Source organism: Microaerobacter geothermalis (assembly GCF_021608135.1).
In the GTDB taxonomy this organism is placed as follows: Bacteria; Bacillota; Bacilli; order DSM-22679; family DSM-22679; genus Microaerobacter; species Microaerobacter geothermalis.
Genome location: NZ_JAKIHL010000029.1, coordinates 1 through 25,329, shown reverse-complemented (window position 1 = coordinate 25,329; position 25,329 = coordinate 1). Strand labels below are relative to the sequence as shown.

Genomic DNA, 25,329 nt, shown 5'->3' with positions numbered 1-25,329 from the left:
AGCTTTGCTTCACTACCGCGATGCACATAAAAAGTCAAAATATTGAGACGATGATTATTTAGAAGGGAGGTGCCATTTCGTTTATTTTGGTAAGGCTTACATTTTTGAATAAAAAATATATATTTTTTATTCAATTTATAAAAATCACATTTTTAATAAACTTAAAAGGGGGATCAATTTTGAAAAACAAAAAGCTTTTCTATGTTCTTTTGGTCGTGCTCGCCGTTGGTCTGATTCTAGTCGGTTGTGGATCAAGTGAGAAGGCCTCAACTAGCAGCAATTCCAGCAGTTCAACCTCAAGTTCATCCGACTCATCAAGTTCTTCCAATTCTTCGAGCAGTGAAACGACAGTGGTAAAAATCGCTACGCAAAGCCCTTTATCCGGACCATACTCTGCGATGGGAGAAGCGATTAAGTTGGGAGCTGAAATGGCCCTGGCAGACAACGCTGAAAAGTTTAAGGCTTTAGGTGTTGAGTTACAACTGTTTCCGCAGGATGATCAAGGGGATCCAAAGATTGGAGTATCCAATGCAGAAGGGATCGTGTCCGACAAACAAGTACTTGCGCTCGTTGGACACTTAAACTCTGGTGTTGCCCGTGCTGCAGGACCTAAGTACGAAGCAGCCAAATTGCCTGTTGTCTCTCCAGCCAATACAGCCGTGGATTTGACAACCTACGGTTGGGCGACTTTCCATCGTATTGTGGCAAAAGATGATGTCCAAGGACCAGCCGGTGCAAAGTTTGCTTTTGAGGACCTAGGAGCAAAAAGTGTTTACGTTGTCCATGACAAAACCGCGTATGGACAAGGGTTAGCTGAAGCCTTCCAGGAAGGTGCCAAAGCCTTAGGGATGAACGTTCTTGGTTTTGAAGGTCAAGAAGCGACCCAAACCGATTTCACGGCGCTTGTTAATAAAATCGTTGCCATGAAACCGGATGCTATTTATTTCGGTGGAATGTATAACCAAGCCGGACTGCTTGTAAAACAAGCCAATGAACGTGGATTCCAAGGATATTTTCTTTCCGGTGACGGATCAGACAACGCTGAGTTGATTAAGATTGCTGGAGTTGATAATGTAAAGAAAACTTATATCACCTCTGTAGCTGGAGACGCTTCCCGTACGGAAGAAGGGAAAGCTTGGACACAGCGTTATAAGGAGAAATTTGGCAAGGATTCTTCTACATTCTCCGTCTATGGTTACGACGCTACTTTAGTAGTGTTAAATGCACTGGAGAAAGCCATCAATGAAAATGGCGGAAAAGTTCCGACTCGTGAGGAATTGAATAAATATGTCAGTGCCACAAAGGACTTAAAAGGGGTATTTACGACAACCACCTTTGATGAAAAGGGAGACAACATCAATGCAGAAGTATTTATCTACTCCTTTGAAGAAGGAACATATCCAGCCAAGTTCATCAAGACAGTCTCTGTGAAGTAATCTAGCTCCATGAGGAAGGGGGGCGACTTATGGTCGTCCCTTTTTTACCGCACATGTATATAAACTACTAACTAATGCTTTGAAAGAGGGAAAGTTATGGACCAAAATGTCTTATTGACAATGTTGCCGCAAGTGCTCATAGACGGTTTAACATTAGGCTTCTTGTATGCCGTTGTTGCTCTCGGATATACCATGGTTTACGGAATATTGGAATTGATAAACTTTGCTCATGGTGAAATATTTATGGTGGGGGCATTTCTGGGGACGGAAGTTCTTTTGATTATGCAATCTTTCGGTATACTGGAAGGCTTAAATCCATTTGTTGCTTTTCTTTTAGCAATCTTGGTGGCTTCCTTAATTACCGGAGGTATGGGGGTTACCATTGAAAGAATTGCCTACCGACCCTTAAGGAATTCTCCAAGATTGATTGCTTTGATTTCAGCGATCGGGGTTTCGTTTTTTTTGCAAGATTTAGTGAGATTTACAGAAGGGCTTGTGAGAAATGCGTTCTATCTAAGCGGACCTCAATTGTTTAAAGGGATCATCCCTTTGTCCAGTTCAATATTTATTCCTACTAAAACGTTATTGATTATTATCTCTGCTATCGTTATGATGGTTAGCTTGCATCTTTTTGTTTCAAGAACGAAATGGGGAATTGCCATGCGTGCGGTTGCTCAGGATCAGCAAACAGCGTCTTTGATGTCAATCAATGTGAATAAGGTAATCGCTTTAACCTTTTTCATTGGTTCTTCCTTGGGTGGTGCCACTGGGGTTTTGTACGCCCAGCAATATGGGACCGTTGATCCGTATATCGGCTTTATTTTGGGGTTAAAAGCCTTCACTGCCGCTGTTTTAGGCGGTATTGGAAATTTGAAGGGAGCGATGTGGGGAGGCGTATTGCTAGGCTTAATTGAGTCTTTGGGGACCGCTTACATGGGTCCTCTGACCGGCAATGCCTTTGGAGCAGAATACAAGGATGTTTTTGCGTTTACTATTTTGATTATTGTTCTACTGTTTAAGCCAGAAGGCCTGTTTGGCGAAGCAGTAAAAGAAAAAGTGTAGGTGATCGTTATGGATAAAATTAAAGCGCAATTTTTAAAGGCATCGGTACAGTACACTTTTGTTGGTTTATATTTGTTCATTGCTTCCCTCTGGCTTAAACTATCACAGGAATCGATATTAGCCTTTTTGATGATGCTAACATCCATTCTGGTGATCTATTCAGCAAATCAGTTGTCCAGTAAAGTACGAATAGGAATTGGAATATTTGTACTTTTTATCTTACTTCCTTTTATTGCGGGAGATAATCGTTACTACATGGAAGTTAGTACGCAAGTAGGAATTTACGTGGCGATGGCCCTTGGATTAAACATCGTGGTAGGTTTTGCTGGGCTGTTGGATTTGGGATATGTTGCTTTTTTTGCAGCAGGAGCGTACTCTTACGGCATTTTTGCTACAGCCCAGGCAAATAATTTTCTGGATTTTTATCAATTTCCGCTTGAAGGAGGATGGTTTTGGCCATTTTTGGTTGTCGGGTTATTGGTAGCTGCTGTTTTTGGAATACTATTGGGTTTACCTGTATTAAAGGTAAAAGGGGACTATCTGGCGATCGTAACATTGGGCTTTGGAGAAATCGTCCGGATCATATTTAACAACCTGGACAAGCCTGTAAATATAACCAACGGCCCTCAGGGCCTTACACCTATTGCTCAGCCAAATCTGTTTGGCATTGTGATTAATACGCCGTTTCATTATTACTTTGTTGTTTTATTCAGCATCGCATTAATTATTTTGATCAATCGCCGTCTCGAGGACTCAAGGCTTGGCCGTGCTTGGGTAGCCATCAGGGAAGACGAATTGGCCGCTCAAGCCATGGGAATCCCATTGGTTAAAACCAAACTACTGGCATTTGCCACTGGAGCGTCATTTGCTGGCATTGTGGGCGTCATATTTGCCGCTAAGCAAACCTATATCGATCCAACCAGTTTTACATTAATGGAATCCATCGGGATTCTTGTTATGGTGGTATTGGGTGGAAGCGGAAGTGTACCAGGGGTGATCCTTGGAGCAGCAATCGTTACCATATTACAGGTACAATTGTTGAAGGAGTTTTCCTTTTTCCTTAATGATTTGCGTCTTGCCGGGATCATTAACCTGCCAAGCCAATTAGATCCTTCAAAATTTCAGCGTTTTGTATTCGGTATTCTTCTTGTCATCATGGCCTTATATCGGCCAAATGGATTGATTCCAGCAAAGCGAAAAAAAATAGACATAGAAGAGTTAAAGAAGTTGGAAATGGATGCCCCAACAACCGGGATTTTGATGAAATTGCAAAATAAGAAAGGGGGCAAATAAGATGGCGCTTTTGGAGGTAAAAAATATCTCAAAGACATTTGGCGGATTAACAGCGATTTCTGATGTCAGTGTTTCAATAGATAAAGGGACCATTACGGCAGTCATTGGACCCAATGGAGCAGGCAAAACCACGTTTTTTAACATGATCACCGGATTTTATGTTCCCGATCGTGGAGATATTCTTCTTGAGGGGAAAAGCATAAAAGGTTTGAGACCTGATCAGATCGCCAACAGGGGAATCTCCCGTACCTTTCAAAATATTCGTCTATTTAAGGAAATGACGGCCATCGAAAATGTCATGGTGGGAATGGACAGTCGGTTGAAGTCCGGCTTGCCAGGGATATTGGTTCATTCGAAGAGAAACAGGGAAGAAGAACGAAAGGCCAAGGTGGAAGCCTATAGGCTCTTAAAATACGTTGGGATCAGTGATATTGCCAATACGGAAGCGAACAGTCTTCCTTACGGACATCAGCGAAAATTAGAAATAGCAAGAGCCCTTGCATCCAATCCTAAAATGTTGTTATTGGATGAGCCGGCTGCGGGGATGAATCCTAGGGAAACAGCAGAGATGACCCAATTTATTCGTCGGTTGAAGGAAGAACTAGAACTAAGCATTGTTTTGATTGAACATGATATGAAACTTGTGATGGGACTAAGCGAATATATCCATGTATTGGATTATGGTCAGAAAATCGCGGAGGGAACACCTGAAGAAATTCGATCCAATCCAAGGGTAATAGAAGCTTATCTCGGAAAAAGCGAAGTATCATAAATAAGGCAGGTGAACAATATGGCTCTATTGCAATTGGAAAACATACAAGCTTATTATGGTGCAATTTATGCACTAAAAAACATTTCCATCGAAGTAAATGAGGGCGAAATTGTAACGCTGATTGGATCGAATGGTGCAGGGAAAACAACAACATTAAAGACCATCTCAGGGCAGCTTAAGCCTAGGGAAGGGAAAGTTATTTTTAATGGCGAGGATATAACGAAACATCCTGCCCATATCACCGCTCAGAAAGGTATTGCTCATGTTCCTGAGGGGAGACGTATTTTCCCCAAGTTGACCGTAGAAGAAAATTTGGAGATGGGAGCATTTTCTATTCAGGACAAAAAAGTGATTAAGGAAGGAATGGAAAGGGCATTTCATTACTTTCCAAGACTTAAAGAGAGGATCCATCAGAAGGGTGGAACGATGAGCGGCGGTGAACAGCAGATGCTGGCCATTGCTAGGGGATTGATGTCCAGGCCTAAAATCCTCTTGCTTGATGAACCATCAATGGGTTTGGCACCTGTTCTAGTTGAACAAATCTTTCATATCATACAAGAATTAAATAAAGAAGGAATGACGATTCTGCTTGTGGAACAAAATGCAAATCAGGCTCTGCACATTGCCCATCGGGGTTACGTCATCCAAACCGGTGAAATTATTTTAAAGGATAGTGCCGCTAACTTATTAAAGAATGAACAGGTAAAGGAAGCCTATTTAGCTTAAACCCTTATAGTGTCCACTTCTATGGATCCGGAACTATCCGATTATATAGGTATCGTATATATATTGTTTGAAAAACTCGCTTTCTTGACTGGGAGCGGGTCTTTTTCGTTTCATTTATTTGGAAAAAAAATCTCTTCCATCTGGCAGGAGATTGTCGTATTGCTATCGAAAAAGTAGAAGGCAACAAGAAATTGAGATAAGGTAGGCGATATCATGAAAAAAGTGCCTGTACTTTTTTTATTTCTAATACTTGCAATCTTTGTTCTATCAGCATGTGGTAATAAGGAAACAAATGCCCCCTCAAAAGAAACAGAAACCGTAGTGGTCAACCCGGGAGAAAAAGAGCAGCAAACGGATAACAGTCAGCAAACAGAAGAAAAAACAGAGGAGAATCCGGTTGAAGAAAAGCCAATCCTTCCATTTACCGCTCCTTTAACAGGAATAGGAAGTGAAGTTGAACTAAAAGATCGAGTGGTCATGGTGATGATTAACAACCACCCTAAAGCAAGGCCCCAATTTGGATTAAGCCAAGCAGATATTGTATATGAAGTTTTGGCAGAGGGGCAAATCACACGTTTTGCTGCCATGTACCAAAGTCAATCTCCGGAAGTGATCGGTCCGATCCGAAGCATTAGACCCTATTACATAGATTTGGGAGTGGGGTATGATGCGATCATGGTTCATTCCGGAGGCAGTCCTTCAGCCCTTGATTTGTTAAGTAGTAAAGGATATGCCCATTTGGATGAAATATACAATGCCGGCGCTTATTTCTGGCGTTCAAAAAATAGAAAACCGCCTCACAATCTTTACTCAAGCATGGAGAAGATAAGGCAAGCATCAAAGGATAAAGGGTTTAGGGAAAATACGTCCATTCCAACATTTCCATTTATAGACGAAGATCAAGAAGCATCGGGAGATAAGGCAGAAAAGATTAAGGTGGTATACGGTTCTCTTTATGAACTGGGATATGAATATAACCCTGAAACCAAGAAATATAAGCGTTTTACTGAACAAGAAGCCCATATAGATCTTTCGACAAATACGCAGATCGAAGTGACCAATATATTAGTTGTAGAGGCCTTTCATCGAGTACTAGATAATGAAGGGAGAAGAGCGATCGATTTGTTTAAAGGAGGTAAAGGATATCTCTTCCAAAGGGGGAAAGTTCAGGAAGTTGACTGGAAAAATGTGAGGGGAATCATTCGAGCCTATAAAGATGGCAAAGAATTAGGCTTGTATCCGGGTAATACTTGGGTTAACATTATTCCAGATGTACCTGGGATTAAAACAAGTGTTACTTTTGAGTAACAGGTAATCCATCACATCTGTAGTGAGGATGGAGGGATCAAATTGCAAATACAAAAGATCAAGGGCAGGGAAATTGAGCAGTTATTTCAATCAATTCTTTCCTTAAAAACTGTAGAAGAATGCTATCAATTTTTTGATGATCTGTGTACTGTCAACGAGCTTCAGTCTATGGCCCAGCGTTTGGAAGTTGCCCGGATGCTGATCAAGGGGTATACCTACAACCAGATTGAAATGGAAACGGGAGCGAGTACAGCTACCATTTCACGGGTAAAAAGATGTTTAAACTATGGGAATGATGGATACAGAATGGCACTGGAACGGACAAATGCGGATGCAAACGAATAATACAAAAATAAAAGGGTGTGTACCTCCTTGGGTACACATCTTTTTTAGCAGTTCCGTCCATATAGAAGCATTTTTTGAGAAAGGGGGATCCCGTTATGCTAGAGGAAATAAAGGGCTGGAGGCATGTATTTAAATTAGATCCGGATAAGGAGATTTCAGATATCCGTTTACAGAAGATATGCGAGTCTGGCACAGATGCCATTCTAGTTGGCGGAACGCAAGGGATTGATTATGACAATACCGTGGAATTATTGTCACGGGTGAGGAGATATCCGATTCCCTGCGCCCTGGAAGTATCATCCATGGAAGCCATTTGTGCAGGATTTGACCTCTATTTCATTCCGATTGTATTAAATGCAACGGATCCTGAATGGATATTAAAGCCCCATCGGGAAGGATTAAAACGATTTTGGCCTTTTATAGATTGGAATCAAGTGGCTGTTGAGGGATATGTTGTCTTAAATCCTGAATCTTCCGTAGCCCGTTTAACAAAAACAGAAGGAAATTTGCAGGATGGGGATGTTTTGTCCTATGCTAGAATGGCAGAACATATGCTTCACCTCCCGATTTTTTATTTGGAATACAGCGGAAAATGGGGAGATCCATTACTTGTAAAAAAAGTAAAAAACGTGTTGAAGAATACTCAACTATTCTACGGAGGGGGAATTTTTTCACCTGAACAGGCAAAAGAAATGGCTAATTGGGCGGATACGGTGGTGGTGGGAAATGCGGTATACGAATCTTTTGAAACTGCTCTGAAAACGGTGAAGGCTGTGAAGGTACATACTGAATAGGAGGTAATAATGGTGACGATTGCAAAGCGGGAAAAAGAGATTCCCCTTCTAAAAGGCTTAAATGATCAGCAAAAAAAGGGAGTGATGACAACAGAAGGGCCCGTGTTAATCATGGCAGGGGCGGGCAGTGGAAAAACAAAGGTACTGACCCATCGCATTGCTTATTTAATATATGAAAAACACATCCTTCCTTGGAACATCTTGGCCATAACCTTTACCAATAAAGCAGCAAAAGAGATGAAAGATCGAATTGTCCAATTGGTGGGGAAAACAGCAGAAGATATCTGGATTTCTACCTTTCATTCCATGTGTGTCAGAATCCTTCGCCGTGATATAGACCGAATTGGGTATGATCGTAATTTTTCTATCCTTGATGTCGGAGACCAGCTATCGCTGATAAAACAGGTGATGAAAGATTTGAATATTGATCAAAAACGGGTGGAACCACGGGCTGTGAGATCTTCCATCAGCCAGGCAAAAAATGAGTTGGTCACCCCGGAAAGATTTTCAAATAAAGCGAAAGATTTTTATCAACAAACGGTTGCCAAAGTATATACGGAATACCAAAAACGATTAAAGATGAGTAGCAGCCTAGATTTTGATGATTTGATCATGAAAACGGTAGATTTATTTACTGGAGTTCACGAGGTATTAGACTTTTACCAGCGTAAATTTCAATATATCCATGTGGATGAATACCAGGATACGAATCGGGCTCAATATATGTTGGTCCGGATGCTTTCCGATTTTCATCGCAATGTTTGTGTGGTTGGGGATACCGACCAATCGATCTATGCTTTTCGCGGGGCAGATATATCTAATATTCTTTCATTTGAAAAAGATTATGAAGATGCCAAAGTAATTCCCCTGGAGCAAAATTATCGCTCAACCAAAAGAATTTTGCAGGCAGCCAATGAAGTGGTAAAACACAACATAGAACGTAAACCAAAAAATCTGTGGACGGAAAATGAAGAAGGGGAGAAATTATATCTTTTGGAATCCGATTCAGAGCATGGAGAGGCCTATTATATTGTTGATGAAATTTTAAAAGGGATCAAGGAAGGATATTCATATAAGGATTTTGCAGTATTGTATCGAACCAATGCCCAGTCCCGAGTGGTTGAAGAAATTTTTGTAAAATCAAATATTCCTTATATGATGGTGGGTGGAACCAAATTCTATGAAAGAAAGGAGATCAAGGATGTACTCGCTTATTTGCGTGTAGTGGCAAACCCCAATGATGATATTAGCTTCATGAGAATAATTCACGTTCCGAAAAGGGGGATTGGCAGCGCGACTATGGAAAAAACGGCTTCCTATGCTGCGTCCCGGGGAATTTCCATCTTTCAGGCGATAAAAAATGAGGTGGAACGAATTGGTTTATCTCCCCGATTCCAAAATATTTTAACCACCTTTGTCCAGTTCATTTCCAATCTTTCGCAGATGTCAGAATATCTGTCAGTCTCCGAATTGACAGAAGAAGTATTAAAACGAACAGAATACCGGGAGTTACTAAAAAAAGAGGGAACCCTTGAAGCGGCATCCAGATTGGAAAATATTGAGGAATTTTTATCGGTAACCAAAGACTTTGAAGAAAAAAATGAAGACAAATCCCTGGTCTCTTTCCTATCGGAACTTGCTTTGGTATCTGATATTGATGGAGCCGAAGAGAAGGGGCAGGAAAATGATAATAAAGTGTTATTGATGACCATCCATAGTGCAAAAGGATTGGAATTTCCTGTGGTATTCCTGATTGGCATGGAGGAAGGGTTATTTCCCCATAGCCGTGCTCTATTTGAAGAAAGGGAAATGGAAGAAGAACGGAGGTTGGCTTATGTGGCGATCACAAGGGCCAAGAAGAAACTTCATATCACCCGGGCGAAAATCAGAACCCTTTACGGTCGTACCAATATGAATCCCCCATCCCGTTTTATTTCTGAAATTCCTGCAGAGTTAATTCATACATTTTCTCCAGATAACGGCACGGGATCAGGAAAAACCATGGGATTTAATCAGGGCGTTTCTGTTGCTTCAAGGGTAAATTCGTTCCCGAAAAAGGAAATGGGTGAATGGTATCCTGGAGAGAAAGTCCATCATAGCAAATGGGGAATAGGAACGGTGGTCAGCGTAAAAGGTGAAGGAAATGATATGGAGCTGAATATTGCTTTTCCTCAACCCACAGGGTTGAGGCGATTGTTGGTGGCCTTTGCTCCTATTTCCAAGATTGATGATATGAAAGGGGGATGCTGATGGGTAAATCAGATATGGAGTCGGCAAAGGAAAGAATTCATCAACTCATTCAACTGATTGATCAATATAATTACCATTACTACACCTTGGACAATCCTTTGGTCAGCGATGCTGAATATGACAAGATATATGACGAACTTGTCCGTTTAGAGGAAGAAACGGGATATATTCTTCCTTACTCTCCAACCCGACGGGTTGGCGGACAAATACTGGAGGGGTTTATTCCCCATAAACATCTTTCCCGGCTGTGGAGTTTGGATAAGGCCCAATCCTATGAGGATTTGAAACAGTGGGAGACCAGAATAAAAAGACTGATCCATGATTACCTTCGTACCCATCCGGAGGAAATGCTCCCGCCCTTAAGCTATACCTTGGAGCAAAAATTTGATGGGCTAACCCTTAATTTAACCTATGAGTCTGGCAGATTGGTACAAGCGGCAACCAGAGGGAACGGGTTGATTGGAGAAGGAATTCTGCCGCAAGTAAAAACCATTAAAACGGTTCCCCTTCAAATTCCCTTTCAGGGAAAGATGGAAGTACAGGGAGAAGGTTTTATGCCCTTGTCTGCCTTGGAAAAATATAATCAGGAAGCAGAAGAGCCTCTAAAAAATGCCAGAAATGCTGCGGCAGGAGCTTTGAGAAATTTGGATCCAAAAGTAACTGCTTCCAGAAGGCTGGATGCTTTTTTCTACAATATTGGCTATTACGAAGGGATTTCCTTTTCAACCCATCAGGAGGTGATCCAATTTTTAAAGGAAAATCACTTTAAAGTGAACCCTTTCTTCAAAGTCCTGCATTCCATTGAGGAAGTAATAGAAGAAATCGCTTCATTTTCCGAACAAAGGAACGGGCTAGATTACTTAATTGATGGAATGGTTATTAAGGTAAATGATCTAAAAACCAGGGGAATTTTAGGATATACAGAAAAATTTCCTCGATGGGCGATTGCCTATAAATTTGCAGCAGAAGAGATTACCACTACTTTATTGGACGTCACCTGGGAAGTGGGGCGGACCGGAAAACTGACTCCAGTGGCATTGGTTGAACCTGTTGATATTGGAGGAGTAACGGTCCAGCGTTGCACCCTTAACAATTTAGGTGATATCGAAAGAAAAAAACTTACCCATGCCATTGGTGCTGACGTATATATTCGGCGCAGCAATGATGTTATTCCTGAGATTCTTGGCAAGGTTGAGGATGAACAAAAGGGAAGGGAAATTTCAGTCCCGACCCATTGTCCCTCTTGCGGAACGGAGTTGATAGAAAAAGGAGCCCATTTGTTTTGTCCGAATGATGGGACCTGTGAACCCCAGGTCATTGGGAGACTCACCCATTTCTCTAGCCGAAACGCCATGGATATTGAGACGTTCAGTAAAAAAACGGCGGAACAACTATTTCGTGAATTAGGTGTGAATGATGTTGCTGCTTTATATCAGTTGCAATTTGATGATCTGGTGAAACTGGAGCGATTTGGCCCTAAAAAGGCGCAAAATTTGTTGGATGCTCTAGAAAAAAGCAAAAAAAGAGATTTATCCTCCTTTCTGTTTGCGTTGGGGATTCCCAACACAGGTATCACCACGACAAAAATGTTGGCGGATCACTTTAAGAGCCTGGATGCTTTGATGAAATCCAGTAAAGAAGAGCTACTTTCCCTTCCTGATGTTGGAGAAATCGTGGCGAACAGCATACTCTCCTATTTCTCAAATGAGAAGAATCAGAGATTGATTCAGCGGCTCCTGGATGCAGGGGTTAAGCCTGAATATGATGCTGCAGAGGAGAAAATCGATGGGAATCATTACTTTTCAGGGAAAACGGTGGTTTTAACAGGAACCCTTCAACACATGGACAGAGAAGATGCTAAAAAGAAGTTGGAATCCTTAGGTGCGAAAGTGACAGGTAGCGTCAGCAAAAATACAGATATTCTGATTGCCGGAGACAAGGCCGGTTCCAAACTAAAAAAAGCCCGAGATATCATCGATTCCAAACAAAATCCTGAATTAAAAATATTGAATGAAGAAGAATTTTTATCCCTTCTTTAAAGTAAGTTCCCTCCTTCAATCATGAAGGAGGGATTTTTTATGGCGAATAAGAGTCAGTTTATCATAGCATATTATGAAAAAAGAGGTGAAGGTATGTTTAACAGAAGAAGGGAAAATTCCAAAGAAAAAAGGAAAATTTCCAAAAAACATAAAACTGGTGACCATTTTTCCCATTCCCTTGAAAAAAATTTTAAACAACTGCAAACTATTTTTTCTGAGTGTGGTGACCTTGTATTTCATGAATTTGTGATGGCTGACAATGAGACGAAAGCTCTGATTGCCTACATAGATGGATTGGTAGACAAGGATATCGTTCATCACTTTGTTCTTAAGCCTCTAGTTTCTGTAGAAAATCCTGTTCACATGAAGTATTTCAGGCGTGTTCAAGAGATTAAGGAACATATCCTTTCCGTTTCCGGCATGAAAATCATTGGCGATATGGAAAAGCTGATTCACCATATAATGAGTGGAGATACGGCTCTATTGGTGGAGGGAAACCAGCAGGCGCTGATCATCGGTACAAGGGAGTGGAACAGTAGATCCATTGAGGAACCTTTGTCCGAATCCAATCTTCGCGGTCCCCGGGATGGCTTTGTGGAAACTCTGCAAACGAATATTGCGATGGTAAGAAGAAGAATAAAGGATCCTCGGCTAAAGATTAAAATAACACCCATCGGTACCCGATCTAAAACGGATGTAGCGATCGCCTATGTACAGGATATTTGTGACGACGAACTTCTTAAAGAAGTGGAACGTCGGTTGGGGACGATTGAAACGGATGAGATTTTGGACAGCGGGTATATAGAAGAATTTATTCAAGATAGTTGGTTATCTCCATTCCCGCAGCTTCAATATACTGAACGGCCGGATAGAGTGGTATCCGCAATTATGGAAGGAAGAGTGGCTATAATGGTTGACGGCACCCCCCAGGTTTTGCTGGCACCTGTAACATTTCCCCAGCTGTTCCAATCCGCTGATGACTATTACGATCGCTGGATGATCGGTTCCCTTATCCGTGTGATTCGCTTATTTGCCGCCGTCATGGCTTTAACATTGCCGTCCCTGTACATCGCCCTGGTTTCCTTTCATCCTGGCATGATTCCCACGAAGTTATTAATTTCGATCACCGCTTCCAGATCGGGAGTGCCATTTCCCTCTGTGATGGAAGCCTTTCTTATGGAGCTAACCATCGAGTTGCTCAGGGAGGCCGGCGTACGATTGCCGCGAGTGGTCGGACAAACGGTAGGAATTGTCGGAGGGCTAATCATAGGGGAAGCAGCGGTACAAGCCGGCATTGCAAGCCGGATCATGGTGGTGGTGGTGGCAATTACGGCCATTGCTTCATTCCTTATTCCTTCTTTTAATGTCGCAATATCCTTGAGAATGTTGAGATTTTTAATGATGATTTCCGCGGTGATCATGGGGATTTATGGCGTAATTCTGGTATTATTGGTTATTCTAACTCACCTGATTACTTTGAAAAGCTTTGGAACGGATTACTTTTCCCCGTTCGTACCCTACCGACCGGGAGATTGGAAGGATTTACTGGTAAGGGTGCCTATAATTTTTATGAAAAACCGTCCGGAAATGCTTCAGGCAAGAAACCGAAAAAGGTTAAAAATATATCGCAGGGCGGGATGGTGATAGGAAATGGAAGATCGAATATCGGGAAGCCAGTTGGCCTTGATCGTGTTGGGGGTGATTGTCGGGGTGGGTATTTTAAATCTGCCACGAACCGTTACCGAAACCGCCAAAACCGATGGGTGGATAGCGGTGATCATAGGTGGGATGATTTCTATCCTTGCCGTTCTCCTCATTTCTTTGTTAACCACTCGCTTCCCGGGAAAATCTATGGTTGAATTTGTGAATTTGTTGTTGGGAAAATGGATCGGTTCGATATTAATCCTTGGTTACGTGCTTTATTTCTTTGTGTTTGCCGGAGTAGTTGCTCGTCAATTTGTTGAAGTGGTAAAGCTGTTTCTATTACCAAAAACACCAATTGAAGTCTTGATTATCGCCATGCTTCTTACCTGCGCTTATCCAGTTTTACATGGGATCAATATTATCGCCCGGTTAAACGAATTTATTATGCCATTAGCTTTGTTTTTTCTACTGTTTGTGTTTGTTTTTCTTTTTCGGGATGCGAAGTGGGATAATCTTCTTCCATTTCTTGGGGAAGGATGGTTGCCGATTATAGAAGGTGTTCCCAACACGTTTTTTTCCTATCTAGGGTTTGAAGTGATTTTATTTATGATTCCTTATATGGAACAGCCCCGGGATGCCGGGAAAATGGCCAGTACTGGGGTAGCAGTCTCCATGGTCCTTTATCTGGTGATCGTGGTCTTTGCGATCGCCACGTTTGGTGCGGAGGACTTGCAACAATTGATGTATCCGACCTTGTCTATGGTTCAGTATATCATGGTTCCCGGCGCTTTTATTGAGCGTTTTGAATCGGTACTGATGTCTGTCTGGATCCCCCTTGCTTTTACCACGATTAATGTTCTATTTTTTACCGGAAGTTTGGCGATGAACAAGCTAACCGGGATGAACGATCATCGCATTTACGTGATCCTTGCCCTTCCTGTCATTTATATTTCTTCCCTGATTCCCAATAATGTCGCAGAGATTTCCGATTTTATGGAAATATTCAGCTACTATGGGTCGATTCTGGCCCTCGGGGTGCCTCTGCTTCTCTGGGGAATCGCATGGATCCGTAAGAAGAGGGGGTAATTATATGTTTCTATTCAAATGGATTATATGGCTGCCTGTCCTGCTGTTGTTTATTCTTCAGGGGTGCTGGGACCGGATAGAAGTTGAGGATCGCATATTGGTTCTAGGGATGGCCATTGATACGGTGCCTGATGAGCAGGAAGAAGGGGAAAGAAAATACAGTGTGACCATTCAGGTGATTGAACCCAGCACCCTGGTGGGGGGGGTGGCTACCCAGGCCTCAAAAGAACCCATTTGGAATGTGACAACCACCAGCGAGTCGGTACGCGAAGCACTGAAACAATTCCAGACACGAATTTACCGTATACCATATTATGAACACCTGAAGGTAATTGTTATCGGTGAAGATTTAGCAAGGGAGGGGATTGAAGAAGCGCTAATACCTCTCCTGCGACATTCTGAAATCCGTCTCAAGACAAAGGTCATGATTGCGGAAGGGAGAGGAAGGAATGTTTTGCAGATAAAGCCGATGCTCGAACCCGTATCAGCCATTTACATATCCCGCTTGTCGGAAGAAGCGCGTTTCAGCGCCCGGTTTCCCGATATAGACTTAGGTATGCTTTCTCATATGTTCCATGCCAAATCCAATATGTTAATCCCCAGGGTAAGGGCGGCACACCGTGAAGCAAAACTGGCCGGCGGAGCCATTATGAAAAAGGGGAAATGGATTGGATGGATGGGGGAAGCGGAAGTAGCCTTTCACCATTGGGTGGTGGGTGAAATTCGCGGCGGGGAAATTGTAGTGGAGTGCCCCGAAGGGGATGAGGGACATATTGCATATGAAGTGGATATAGCCAAAAGCATAATAAAACCGATGGTAAACAGCGAGAATATCTCTTTTCGCATTAAAGTGGAAACGGAAGGGGTGTTGATGGAGAATACCTGCAAAAACCTGGAAACTTTGGACGCGAAATCTATTGAAAAAATGGAGGCTCTTTTAAGAGACCATTTAAAACAAGGAATTACGAGAACGATCAAAAAAGTTCAAACAGAATATAAAACGGATATATTCGAATTTGCCGAAACACTTTCAAAGAGAGAGCCGAAGGTTTGGAAAAAGGTAGAAAAAAGATGGATCGATCTCTTTCCAACTGTTCCGGTGGAAGTGGATGTAAAGGTTTTGATACGCAGGGTGGGTGCAACGACTTGATCTATAGATGCGGAACTAAAGATTCACACGTCCGCTAGTCGAGTTCGTCCAAGAAGAGATTCATGACCGCTTCAAGTCTAAAGAACGGAGCCCTCAAAAACATCTGGGTATTTCAAAGGTGGAGTCAGTTTGAGGGCTAATTCCCGTTCTTTAGCCTCTCTGCTTAAGTACGAACTCGAAGGCTGTCCTTAGTGAATTCTTTAGTTCCGTTCATATATTATGATTTGAACAACAGTATCAGCAATGTGATGAAGGATAAAATAAGGGTCATCCATCCGCCAAAATGAGTAATTTTTAATTCTCTGCTGTACTTTTTATCCTTGTAATGGGGAACGAGGACAACAAAACAATATACTGCGATTCCGGCAAATAACAGAAACAGGTAAGTGGAAGACAGCGTTTGAACAAGTTGAAACAACCTTTGCAGCCATTCTGGCATGGGGATCTCACCTTTACATAATGAAAATATTTTCAATTAATATATTTAAACTCCTAAAAAAGGAATTTTGTATATTTTATCCCAATTCAAAACATATTAATCACATAAGAATTTGTACAGTAAAAAAAGGAAGCGTGACAGATATGGTTATGAAAGGAGATGGGTTATGAACAAGAAGACTTCACCCCTGTTAAAAAAACTAAAGTTCTTGAAGCCTAGAACCAAATATTCAGAAGGATGGAGTGAGATGTCGCCCTTTGACCGGGAATGGGAGAAAGTATATAGACGGCGCTGGCAGCATGACAAAATTGTTCGATCTACTCATGGCGTCAACTGTACCGGCTCTTGCAGTTGGAAAGTATATGTGAAAGACGGGATTGTAACCTGGGAAACCCAGCAAACCGATTATCCCACCACGGGACCTGACATGCCGGAGTATGAACCGCGCGGCTGTCCAAGGGGGGCTTCTTTTTCGTGGTATATTTACAGCCCGTTGCGTGTCCGTTATCCATATGTACGTGGAGTATTGCTTCGTTTGTGGCGTGAAGCGCTAGAGAAAACGAATGACCCGGTAGCTGCCTGGAAGAGCATTTTGGAAGATCCGGAAAAAACGGCACAATATAAATCTGCACGGGGGAAGGGAGGGTTTGTGCGTGCATCATGGGATGAGATAAATCAACTGATATCCGCCTCTCTTATTTATACCATCCAACAGGTTGGACCTGACCGGATTTTCGGTTTTTCGCCAATACCGGCCATGTCCATGGTCAGCTATGCGGGAGGCTCCCGTTTTTTGACGCTGCTTGGCGGTGCTCTTATCAGTTTTTATGATTGGTATGCTGATCTTCCTCCCGCTTCACCGCAAATATGGGGAGATCAAACCGATGTTCCAGAAAGTGGTGATTGGTATAATTCCAGTTACATGATGATTTGGGGTTCCAATCTCCCACAAACAAGGACTCCGGACTCCCACTTCATGGTGGAAGCCCGTTACCGTGGAACAAAAGTGGTTGCGGTCAGCCCCGACTATGCGGAGTATGTGAAATTCGCAGACCATTGGCTTGCTGTTCATCCGGGTAAGGATGCGGCTTTGGCTATGGCGATGACACACGTCATTTTAAAAGAATTTTATGTAGATAAGGAAACAGAGTACTTTAATCATTATGCAAAAACATACACCGATCTTCCTTTTTTGGTTACCTTGAAAAAAAGAGGAGATCATTTTACGGCAGAACGTTTTCTGAGAGCAAGCGATCTGGGATTTCCGCTAAATAAGGCGGAATGGAAAGCAGTGGTGTTGGATCAACATTCGAATCAATTTACGGTTCCAAACGGAAGCATTGGGCACCGCTGGGAAGAAAAAGGCAATTGGAATCTTCATTTAATTGATGAAGTCGGGAATCTTCCCATCGATCCGGCTTTAACTCTCCTTGGCAACCATGATGAAGTGATCTCTTTGGCTTTGCCATATTTTGACGATACGAAAAAAGAAGTATTGTATCGCTCCGTCCCCGCCAAAAAAATAGACCGAAATGGTGAACCCTTATACGTGGCAACGGTCTTTGATCTGATGCTGGCCAATGTGGGGATCGGCAGGGGTCTGGCCGGTGATTACCCAGTAAATTATGATGACCCGAAACCTTACACCCCAGCCTGGCAGGAAGCCATCACAGGCGTAGACCGAAATTTGGCAGCACAAATTGCCCGCGAATTTGCCCAGAATGCCATCGATACAAAGGGTCGTTCCATGATTGTGATGGGGGCTGGAATTAATCATTGGTACCATTCTGATTTGATTTACCGCTCTATTCTTAATCTTGTTCTCTTAACCGGGTCCCAAGGAGTAAATGGCGGCGGATGGGCTCATTATGTTGGGCAGGAAAAGCTCCGACCCCTGGAGGGATGGCAAACCATTGCCTTTGCCCGGGACTGGGGAGGCCCTCCGCGACTACAAAATGGCACCTCCTTTATGTATTTTGCTTCCAGTCAATGGAGATATGAAGAAATTCCTGTCCGTGAGCTGATTTCTCCGTTAAAGGATAAACCCCGTTATGAACATTATGCAGATTATAATGCATTGGCTGCCCGTTTGGGTTGGCTTCCGTTTTACCCGCAGTTTGACCAAAATTCCATCAAATTGATTGATAAGGTGAAACAAACCGGTGCGGGAACGACAGAAGAAATCATTACCAATATCACCAACCGGCTAAAGCAGGGAAAACTTCAATTTGCTGTAGAAGATCCGGACAACCCAAATAATTTTCCAAAGGTCTTGTTCGTCTGGCGCGCCAATCTAATTGGAAGTTCAGCCAAAGGTCACGAATATTTCCTGAAACATTTATTGGGAACCCATCACGGCGATTTAAGTGAAGAAAATCAACAAATAAAAACAAGGGAAGTAAAGTGGAATGAGAAAGGCTCCGAGGGGAAATTGGATTTATTGGTAAATATTGATTTCCGCATGTCAGGAACTTCTGTTTATTCAGATATCGTACTTCCTGCAGCCACCTGGTATGAGAAGTATGATCTCAGCAGTACCGACATGCATCCCTTTATTCATCCCTTTAATCCGGCGATCACTCCGCCCTGGGAAGCCAAATCAGATTGGGATACCTTTAAAAAATTGGCAAAAACCTTTTCTGAATTAGCTGTAAATTATTTTCCGGAAACCCAACAGGATCTGGTGGCTACTCCTTTGCTGCATGATTCTCCTGATGAGATTGCTCAACCCTTAGGTCAAGTTCCTGATTGGAAAACCGGGGACATTCAACCGATTCCTGGCGTCAATTTACCCCGTTTGCATATTGTGGACCGGGATTACAAGAAAGTTTATGAGAAGATGATTGCGTTAGGCCCTCTTGTGAAAGAATCCATTGGATCAAAGGGAATTACCTGGAACGGAAAGGAAGAGTATGAGCGGCTGCAAAGAATATTGGGAACCGTCAGTTACGAAGGAGAATACAAGGAATGTCCAAGCCTTTTTAGTGACCGGGATGTGGCAGAGGCGATCCTAACCTTGTCCAGCACTACCAATGGGGCGATGGCGGTAAAAGCATGGGAAGCCCTTGAGAAAAAAACCAGTCTAAGATTAAGGGATTTAGCCGAAGAAAGGAAGGAAGAACAGCTTTCTTTTTCTGAAATTACAGCCCAACCAAAAAAAGTAATGACTTCTCCCGTTTTTAGCGGGACAGAGACAGGGAACCGGCGTTATTCACCCTTTACCACTAATGTGGAAAAGATGATTCCTTGGCGGACGCTAACAGGGCGCCAACATTTTTACCTAGATCATGAGGTGATTCAGGAGTTCGGTGAAGAACTTCCTCTATATAAACCCACCCTGCCTATAAAGACGTTTTATCCGGCGGATAGAAGGCCCGATGTGAACAGTAAAGAGATTACCTTGCGGTATTTAACTCCTCATTTTAAATGGTCTTATCACAGTACCTATGGGGATACACTACCCATGTTAACTTTATTCCGCGGCGGACCCCATGTATGGATGAATAATAAGGATGCGGAAGAAGTGGGAATTGCTGATAACGACTGGCTTGAAATGTATAACCGCAACGGTGTCGTGGTTGCACGTGCCGTGGTCAGCCATCGGATTCCCCGGGGAACAGCCTTTATGTATCATGTTCAGGACCGGATTATTAATGTCCCAGGATCACCAATTACAAAGGAACGCGGGGGAACCTTTAACAGCCCGACAAAAATTTATGTAAAACCCACCCATATGATTGGCGGGTATGCCCAATTAAGTTATGGATTTAATTATTACGGTCCTACAGGAAATCAGCGGGACATGAAGGTTGTCATTCGAAGGCTGAAGGAGGTGTCCTGGCTTGAGAATTAAGGCCCAATTTGGAATGGTGATGAGTCTGGACAAGTGTATCGGATGCCATACCTGCAGTGTGACCTGCAAAAATACATGGACCAATCGTCCCGGTACTGAGTATATGTGGTGGAATAATGTAGAGACGAAGCCCGGGATTGGATATCCGAAGGAATGGGAGAACCAGGAGACCCATAAAGGGGGATGGGAAATAAAAAAGGGAAAACTGGAACTGAAAGCAGGGGGAAGAGCCACCAAATTGGCGCAAATTTTTTACAACCCTTACTTGACCCCCATTGATGAATTTTACGAGCCTTGGACCTATGACTATGAAACGTTGATCAATAGTCCCGAGAAAAAACACCAGCCCGTGGCCAGACCAAAATCCCAGCTTACCGGAGAATATATGGAATTAAAATGGGGACCCAACTGGGAAGACGATCTGGCAGGGGTGCATGTCACCGGCCAACGGGACCCCAATATGAAAGGGCTCGAAGAATCCGTTCGCCTGGAATTTGAACAGACATTTATGATGTATCTTCCCCGAATCTGTGAACATTGCATCAATCCGCCATGCGTTTCCTCATGTCCGTCCGGCGCCATTTACAAACGGGATGAAGACGGGATTGTGTTGGTGGATCAGGAAGCCTGCCGTGGATGGCGGTTTTGTATGACAGGATGTCCTTATAAAAAGGTTTATTTTAATTGGAAAACGCAAAAGGCAGAGAAGTGTACGTTTTGTTTTCCAAGAATAGAGGCCGGTCTGTCCACCATTTGTTCTGAAACATGCGTCGGGCGTATCCGCTATATCGGCATTGTTCTGTATGATGTTGACCGAGTTGAAGAAGCAGCTTCTGTTTCCAATGAAAAAGAGTTGGTTCAATCACACTTGAGTATTTTTCTCGATCCCAATGATCCCAAGGTTGTTGAACAAGCCCGCCGGGATGGCATACCGGAAGACTGGATCAATGCGGCCCAGCGCTCACCGGTTTACAAATTGGCAGTTACATTTGGGATTGCCTTGCCTTTACACCCGGAATACCGGACATTGCCGATGGTTTGGTATGTTCCCCCTTTAAGCCCGATCATGAATGCTTTTCAAGGGCAAGGGGACCATCTGGATCCCCAAGTGATTTTCCCTGCCATTGATCATTTAAGAATACCCATTCAATATTTGGCTAATTTATTAACGGCCGGTGATACGGAAGTGATTCGGACAGTCTTAAAAAAGATGGTGGCCATGAGATCCTATATGCGCGCTGTTAATATCGGAAAAGATCCGGATATCGGGATGCTTGCGGAACTTCAACTGGATGAACATATGGTTAAGGAGATGTATCGGTTATTGGCTATTGCCAAATATTCCGATCGTTATGTGATTCCTTCTGCCCATCGGGAACAGGTAGGCAATATGCACTTGGGCCGCGGAATAGCAGGGTTGGACTTTATGGAGTCCTGTTCCGGCTGTAATGTCTTAGGATGGGGGGATTCAGATGACAGATAGTCGGTTAATTTTTAAACTAAGTTCTATTCTGCTGCAATATCCCGATGGGGAGTGGATTTCATCGAGGGAACTTCGCGATGAGATTTTCGCATTAGGGGATGAGGAAATTCGCAAGCTGTTCTCAGATTTTATGGCATATATTGATCGGACCGATTTAGCCGATCTATGCTCGGAATATGTGAATACCTTCGATTTTAATGAAAAAACCACTCTTTATTTGACATACTTACAGTATGGGGATCAACGTGAACGGGGGCAAGCATTGGTGGATTTAAAGGCAAGGTTTGAACAGGCTGGCTATCAGATAACGTCGGAAGAATTGCCGGATTACTTGCCGCTTTTGCTGGAATTTGCATCCGTTGTTCCCCAAAGTTTAGCCAAAGAAATTCTTGAGTCACAGTGTTCCATTCTTGAAAAGCTTCATTCGGAACTTGAAATGATGAACAGCCCTTACGCCAGGGTATTGCAGGCTTGTTTACTGTCAACGGGTCATTCCGTTCAAAAGGACGTAGCAGGAGGTGCATCATGAATCTGTGGAACCAATTTCTCTGGGTGATTTTTCCATATTTGATGTTTACGATATTTTTTGTTGGACATTTCTACCGCTTTAATACCGATCAATATGGTTGGACGGCAAAATCGAGTGAAATTTTGGAAAAGAGAGGATTAAAATGGGGAAGCCTGCTTTTTCACTGGGGGATCATCTTTGTTTTCTTCGGCCATGTAGCCGGAATTTTGGTGCCAAAATGGGTGTATTCAGTTATTGGCGTTTCTGAAGAAATGTATCATATAGGAGCGGTTTGGGTTGGCGGCTTCGTCGGTATTGTAACCATGATTGGAATCTTGCTGCTTCTGGGCCGGAGGCTTGCTGTTGGAAGAATATATGTAAACAGCAGTACAAGCGATATTGTGACTGTTGTCTCTCTGGTGATTGTAATGGGATTAGGTTTAGGAACCACGATGGGGTATACAGCTTTGGGAGGAGAATTTGATTATCGGGAAACCATTGGACCATGGTTTCGCAGTCTGTTCGTCTTTTCTCCTCAACCTGAATTAATGGCAGGCGCTCCACTGATTTTTCAACTGCATATTCTGGCTGCTTTTGCCCTTTTTGGGATTTGGCCTTTTACACGCCTTGTCCATGTGTGGAGTTTGCCCCTTACTTATTTAAGGAGAAGCTATGTCGTTTACCGCAGCCTAAATCCGAAAAAGGCTTTGCAGGCCCAATCTGTACGGCGTCAGGAGTAACTCTCTAAGATTAAGATATTGATTCCAGCGGTAGAAGAGGCTGCACCGATATGATGCAGCCTTCTTTAAGATGCCTTATTCTAGAGTAAATGTACTGCTGCAGGTTCCGGCTGAACCATGTACGTTTAAGTCACCATTGGATCGTACTTCGATTTGTTCAGCTGTACACCGATGGTTATGATCCGTTGTATTTGCACTCTACACAGGAATAGTTTGGGTCATGATAACCCTCTTTTCTTTCATATCGTTTCTCCATCTTTTTGATATGAAAATAACATTTTCATATCAATTTGTGACCCTTCGGGTCATGCATGTTTCTGAAATTGATTTTGTATTGTTTAGAAACGATACGATGATGGGTATACAAAAGTATTGGGAAAGAAATCAAATTACAAAGGAGTGACAGACCGATGGATAAACGGTTTAATCCGGAACATATCCATAAATTAGATAATCCTGAGCGAAAAAAATATCTACCGCCAGAGGCAATACTACATAAATTGGATTTAAGCGAGGAGGATGTTTTTATTGATTTAGGAGCTGGAACAGGATATTTTACAATCCCCGCAGCGAATGTAGTAAAGAATAAAATCGTTGCTTTGGATGTAGAACCGAAAATGTTGGCTGCGATAAAAGTAAAGGCAGATAAGATGGAGGCTCGTCATATTGAATATTTAGAAAGTCCTGTTGAGTCCATTCGTCTTGGCGATTCAATAGCAGATAAGGCATTAGCTTCTTTCATTTTGCATGAGGTGGATGATCTCAATCAAACATTGGTGGAAATTAAAAGGGTCTTAAAGCCTCTAGGCAAGTTATTAATTCTTGAGTGGAAGGATGAAGAGATGGATCAGGGACCGCCTTTATCCCATCGCATAGGGCAGTCCGAAGTAAAAAACGTATTGAAACAATCAGGCTACCAGGTTGAGCAGGTGTTTTATCCCAACCCAATGAATTACGGGATCGTCGCCCGTTCCTTTAAATAAGTTGAAAAGATTTATGAAAACCATGTTTTCGTTTTTGTATTCTCCCCGTTCCTCTGATAGACTATTTTTTGATGTTACTAATGAGGGAAGGGGTTTTTTGTTTTGAAAAAATATCTATTTCCTGTCGTCGCAATGATTTTTTTACTGTCCGGATGTTCATTATTTCAAGAAAAAGAAGCAGAACCTAATGTGATTAAGCCGAATATTTCTCCAAATATCGAAGTAACAGAAAAATATTATCCGGGAGTATTGCCATACCAACCGAACCAAAGCAGAGGGACCCTCACCCGTTTAAACAGTCGTTTGGATGCTTCCAGATTGGAATTAGGATTATTGGAAATTGCCCAGCAGACCTTTCCAATCAATCAATATGTGTTTCGTGAGGGACAGTTTCTCACAAAAGGGGAACTGGAAAGCTGGTTGGCAAGAAAAACACCAGAAAATTTAAACGGACTTAATCCTTCAGAAGGAACCCCATTTTTATACCATATTTTGGAACATAATTACCTTTCCAAAGACGGGACTAAGGTGGAAGGGATCGTCATTGCCTTATCATTTTCATCCCAATATGAAACCCCTCAAGGGGAAACAAAGGAATACCTGCCTGAAGAAATGCTGTCAAAGACAAAGGGGATTGCCAATTTAGTGGTGCAAAGATTAAGACAAAAGGTCACGTCTGTACCAATCATTGTGGCGTTATTCCAAATGGAGCCGAAACCATCCCTCATTCCAGGTCGATTTATATCCGTGGGAACGGTAAATGGAAATGAAGAAACTATTTCAAAGTGGAAAGAAATGAATGAGAAATATGTCCTTTATCCCAGCAATAAAACCCTTGAGGGTATTTTTTTGAAAACCCAGCGGGATTTTACGGACTTCAAAAATGAGGTTCAGGGTTTTTACCAAAACTTTGCCGGGATTATTGGAATGGGACGGTTTGTAGAAGGGGAACTGGTGGAATTAACCGTTACCGTGACAACAGAATTTGATTCCAAGACAGAAATTATTCAAATGACCCAATTTATTGCCTCCATCCTGCCAAAATATTTTCCTGACAACACTTATATTAATGTATACGTAAATTCCATTAGCAGACCCCAGGCGATTTACGTAAGACCCAATAATGGAGAACCCTTTTTCCATGTGTATAGGGATTAGAGAACCATAACTCCCTATGACTTAAGTTTTGTTTATGAAAAATGGTATCCTGAGAAAGAATAGGAATGGTATTGGAAAAAAATAAGGAGGCGATATCCATGGTCATAGATTTTAAAAACGAACCGTTTACCGCTTTCAGTAAAGAGGAAAACCGAAAAGCCTTTAAGGAAGCACTAAAGCTTGTCGAGTCCCAGTTGGGTCAGGAATACGATTTGATCATTGGGGGGGAAAGGATCAAGACAGAGAAGAAAAGAAAATCC

20 protein-coding genes are annotated in these 25,329 nt (G+C 42.5%); 19 read left to right on the top strand and 1 reads right to left on the bottom strand.

Annotated features, from left to right (window positions below; genetic code table 11):
* Nucleotides 1–179 precede the first annotated feature (179 nt).
* From L1765_RS10960 to L1765_RS10900, 13 genes are all read left to right on the top strand, one after another.
* A complete protein-coding gene (locus tag L1765_RS10960; protein WP_236407251.1) occupies nt 180–1,436 on the top strand; it encodes a branched-chain amino acid ABC transporter substrate-binding protein in 1,257 nt (418 codons plus the stop codon).
* A gap of 96 nt (nt 1,437–1,532) precedes the next feature.
* On the top strand, nt 1,533–2,498 hold the full coding sequence (locus tag L1765_RS10955; RefSeq protein ID WP_236407249.1) for a branched-chain amino acid ABC transporter permease: 966 nt from the start codon (nt 1,533–1,535) through the stop codon (nt 2,496–2,498).
* A gap of 9 nt (nt 2,499–2,507) precedes the next feature.
* The gene (locus L1765_RS10950) at nt 2,508–3,791 is read left to right on the top strand and encodes a branched-chain amino acid ABC transporter permease (protein WP_236407247.1); all 1,284 of its coding nucleotides are present in this window, start codon (nt 2,508–2,510) and stop codon (nt 3,789–3,791) included.
* 1 nt (nt 3,792) lies between these two features.
* On the top strand, nt 3,793–4,563 hold the full coding sequence (locus tag L1765_RS10945) for an ABC transporter ATP-binding protein (protein ID WP_236407245.1): 771 nt from the start codon (nt 3,793–3,795) through the stop codon (nt 4,561–4,563).
* An 18-nt stretch (nt 4,564–4,581) separates the two neighbouring features.
* Nucleotides 4,582–5,289, top strand: a complete 708-nt coding sequence (locus L1765_RS10940; protein WP_236407243.1) for an ABC transporter ATP-binding protein — start codon at nt 4,582–4,584, stop codon at nt 5,287–5,289.
* 213 nt (nt 5,290–5,502) lie between these two features.
* A complete protein-coding gene (locus L1765_RS10935) occupies nt 5,503–6,597 on the top strand; it encodes a DUF3048 domain-containing protein (protein WP_236407241.1) in 1,095 nt (364 codons plus the stop codon).
* Nucleotides 6,598–6,639: 42 nt separating this feature from the next.
* A complete protein-coding gene (locus tag L1765_RS10930; RefSeq protein WP_236407238.1) occupies nt 6,640–6,942 on the top strand; it encodes a YerC/YecD family TrpR-related protein in 303 nt (100 codons plus the stop codon).
* 95 nt (nt 6,943–7,037) lie between these two features.
* Nucleotides 7,038–7,736 (top strand): heptaprenylglyceryl phosphate synthase, encoded by a 699-nt coding sequence (pcrB, locus tag L1765_RS10925; protein WP_236407235.1) that lies wholly within the window; start codon nt 7,038–7,040, stop codon nt 7,734–7,736.
* 12 nt (nt 7,737–7,748) lie between these two features.
* Nucleotides 7,749–9,986, top strand: coding sequence for a DNA helicase PcrA (gene pcrA / locus L1765_RS10920; protein ID WP_407942254.1), 2,238 nt, complete (start codon nt 7,749–7,751; stop codon nt 9,984–9,986).
* Entirely contained in the window at nt 9,986–12,025 is a 2,040-nt protein-coding gene (gene ligA, locus L1765_RS10915) for an NAD-dependent DNA ligase LigA (RefSeq protein ID WP_236407230.1), read from the top strand. Before pcrA ends, ligA begins: the two co-directional genes overlap by 1 nt.
* A gap of 39 nt (nt 12,026–12,064) precedes the next feature.
* Entirely contained in the window at nt 12,065–13,669 is a 1,605-nt protein-coding gene (locus tag L1765_RS10910; RefSeq protein WP_236407229.1) for a spore germination protein, read from the top strand.
* Between the two features lie 6 nt (nt 13,670–13,675).
* A complete protein-coding gene (locus L1765_RS10905; protein WP_236407227.1) occupies nt 13,676–14,755 on the top strand; it encodes a GerAB/ArcD/ProY family transporter in 1,080 nt (359 codons plus the stop codon).
* Nucleotides 14,756–14,759: 4 nt separating this feature from the next.
* Complete coding sequence (locus tag L1765_RS10900) at nt 14,760–15,905, top strand: Ger(x)C family spore germination protein (protein WP_236407225.1); 1,146 nt, start codon at nt 14,760–14,762, stop codon at nt 15,903–15,905.
* Between the two features lie 217 nt (nt 15,906–16,122).
* Here L1765_RS10900 and L1765_RS10895 read toward each other — a convergent pair whose 3' ends face one another.
* Nucleotides 16,123–16,344 carry a hypothetical protein gene (locus L1765_RS10895; RefSeq protein ID WP_236407223.1) on the bottom strand — a complete coding sequence of 74 codons (222 nt, stop codon included), beginning with the start codon at nt 16,342–16,344 and terminating at the stop codon, nt 16,123–16,125.
* Between the two features lie 166 nt (nt 16,345–16,510).
* Between L1765_RS10895 and L1765_RS10890 the strand changes: the two genes are divergently transcribed.
* From L1765_RS10890 to L1765_RS10865, 6 genes are all read left to right on the top strand, one after another.
* Nucleotides 16,511–20,197 (top strand): nitrate reductase subunit alpha, encoded by a 3,687-nt coding sequence (locus tag L1765_RS10890; protein WP_236407220.1) that lies wholly within the window; start codon nt 16,511–16,513, stop codon nt 20,195–20,197.
* Nucleotides 20,187–21,680 carry a nitrate reductase subunit beta gene (gene narH, locus L1765_RS10885; RefSeq protein WP_236407218.1) on the top strand — a complete coding sequence of 498 codons (1,494 nt, stop codon included), beginning with the start codon at nt 20,187–20,189 and terminating at the stop codon, nt 21,678–21,680. The genes L1765_RS10890 and narH overlap by 11 nt, the downstream gene beginning before the upstream one ends.
* On the top strand, nt 21,670–22,209 hold the full coding sequence (narJ, locus tag L1765_RS10880; RefSeq protein WP_236407215.1) for a nitrate reductase molybdenum cofactor assembly chaperone: 540 nt from the start codon (nt 21,670–21,672) through the stop codon (nt 22,207–22,209). Before narH ends, narJ begins: the two co-directional genes overlap by 11 nt.
* A complete protein-coding gene (gene narI, locus L1765_RS10875) occupies nt 22,206–22,928 on the top strand; it encodes a respiratory nitrate reductase subunit gamma (protein ID WP_236407214.1) in 723 nt (240 codons plus the stop codon). Before narJ ends, narI begins: the two co-directional genes overlap by 4 nt.
* A 410-nt stretch (nt 22,929–23,338) precedes the next feature.
* Complete coding sequence (locus L1765_RS10870) at nt 23,339–23,911, top strand: class I SAM-dependent methyltransferase (protein WP_236407212.1); 573 nt, start codon at nt 23,339–23,341, stop codon at nt 23,909–23,911.
* Nucleotides 23,912–24,013: 102 nt separating this feature from the next.
* Nucleotides 24,014–25,069, top strand: a complete 1,056-nt coding sequence (locus L1765_RS10865; RefSeq protein ID WP_236407211.1) for a CamS family sex pheromone protein — start codon at nt 24,014–24,016, stop codon at nt 25,067–25,069.
* Nucleotides 25,070–25,329 lie beyond the last annotated feature (260 nt).

Excerpts from the sequence above, each read along its gene's own strand:
- L1765_RS10955 (WP_236407249.1), top strand. The coding sequence starts at position 1,533 with ATGGACCAAAATGTCTTATTGACAATGTTGCCGCAAGTGCTCATAGAC.
- L1765_RS10950 (WP_236407247.1), top strand. The coding sequence starts at position 2,508 with ATGGATAAAATTAAAGCGCAATTTTTAAAGGCATCGGTACAGTACACT.
- L1765_RS10945 (WP_236407245.1), top strand. The coding sequence starts at position 3,793 with ATGGCGCTTTTGGAGGTAAAAAATATCTCAAAGACATTTGGCGGATTA.
- L1765_RS10940 (WP_236407243.1), top strand. The coding sequence starts at position 4,582 with ATGGCTCTATTGCAATTGGAAAACATACAAGCTTATTATGGTGCAATT.
- L1765_RS10935 (WP_236407241.1), top strand. The coding sequence starts at position 5,503 with ATGAAAAAAGTGCCTGTACTTTTTTTATTTCTAATACTTGCAATCTTT.
- pcrB (WP_236407235.1), top strand. The coding sequence starts at position 7,038 with ATGCTAGAGGAAATAAAGGGCTGGAGGCATGTATTTAAATTAGATCCG.
- ligA (WP_236407230.1), top strand. The coding sequence starts at position 9,986 with ATGGGTAAATCAGATATGGAGTCGGCAAAGGAAAGAATTCATCAACTC.
- L1765_RS10910 (WP_236407229.1), top strand. The coding sequence starts at position 12,065 with ATGGCGAATAAGAGTCAGTTTATCATAGCATATTATGAAAAAAGAGGT.
- L1765_RS10905 (WP_236407227.1), top strand. The coding sequence starts at position 13,676 with ATGGAAGATCGAATATCGGGAAGCCAGTTGGCCTTGATCGTGTTGGGG.
- L1765_RS10900 (WP_236407225.1), top strand. The coding sequence starts at position 14,760 with ATGTTTCTATTCAAATGGATTATATGGCTGCCTGTCCTGCTGTTGTTT.
- L1765_RS10895 (WP_236407223.1), bottom strand. The coding sequence starts at position 16,344 with ATGCCAGAATGGCTGCAAAGGTTGTTTCAACTTGTTCAAACGCTGTCT.
- L1765_RS10890 (WP_236407220.1), top strand. The coding sequence starts at position 16,511 with ATGAACAAGAAGACTTCACCCCTGTTAAAAAAACTAAAGTTCTTGAAG.
- narJ (WP_236407215.1), top strand. The coding sequence starts at position 21,670 with ATGACAGATAGTCGGTTAATTTTTAAACTAAGTTCTATTCTGCTGCAA.
- narI (WP_236407214.1), top strand. The coding sequence starts at position 22,206 with ATGAATCTGTGGAACCAATTTCTCTGGGTGATTTTTCCATATTTGATG.
- L1765_RS10870 (WP_236407212.1), top strand. The coding sequence starts at position 23,339 with ATGGATAAACGGTTTAATCCGGAACATATCCATAAATTAGATAATCCT.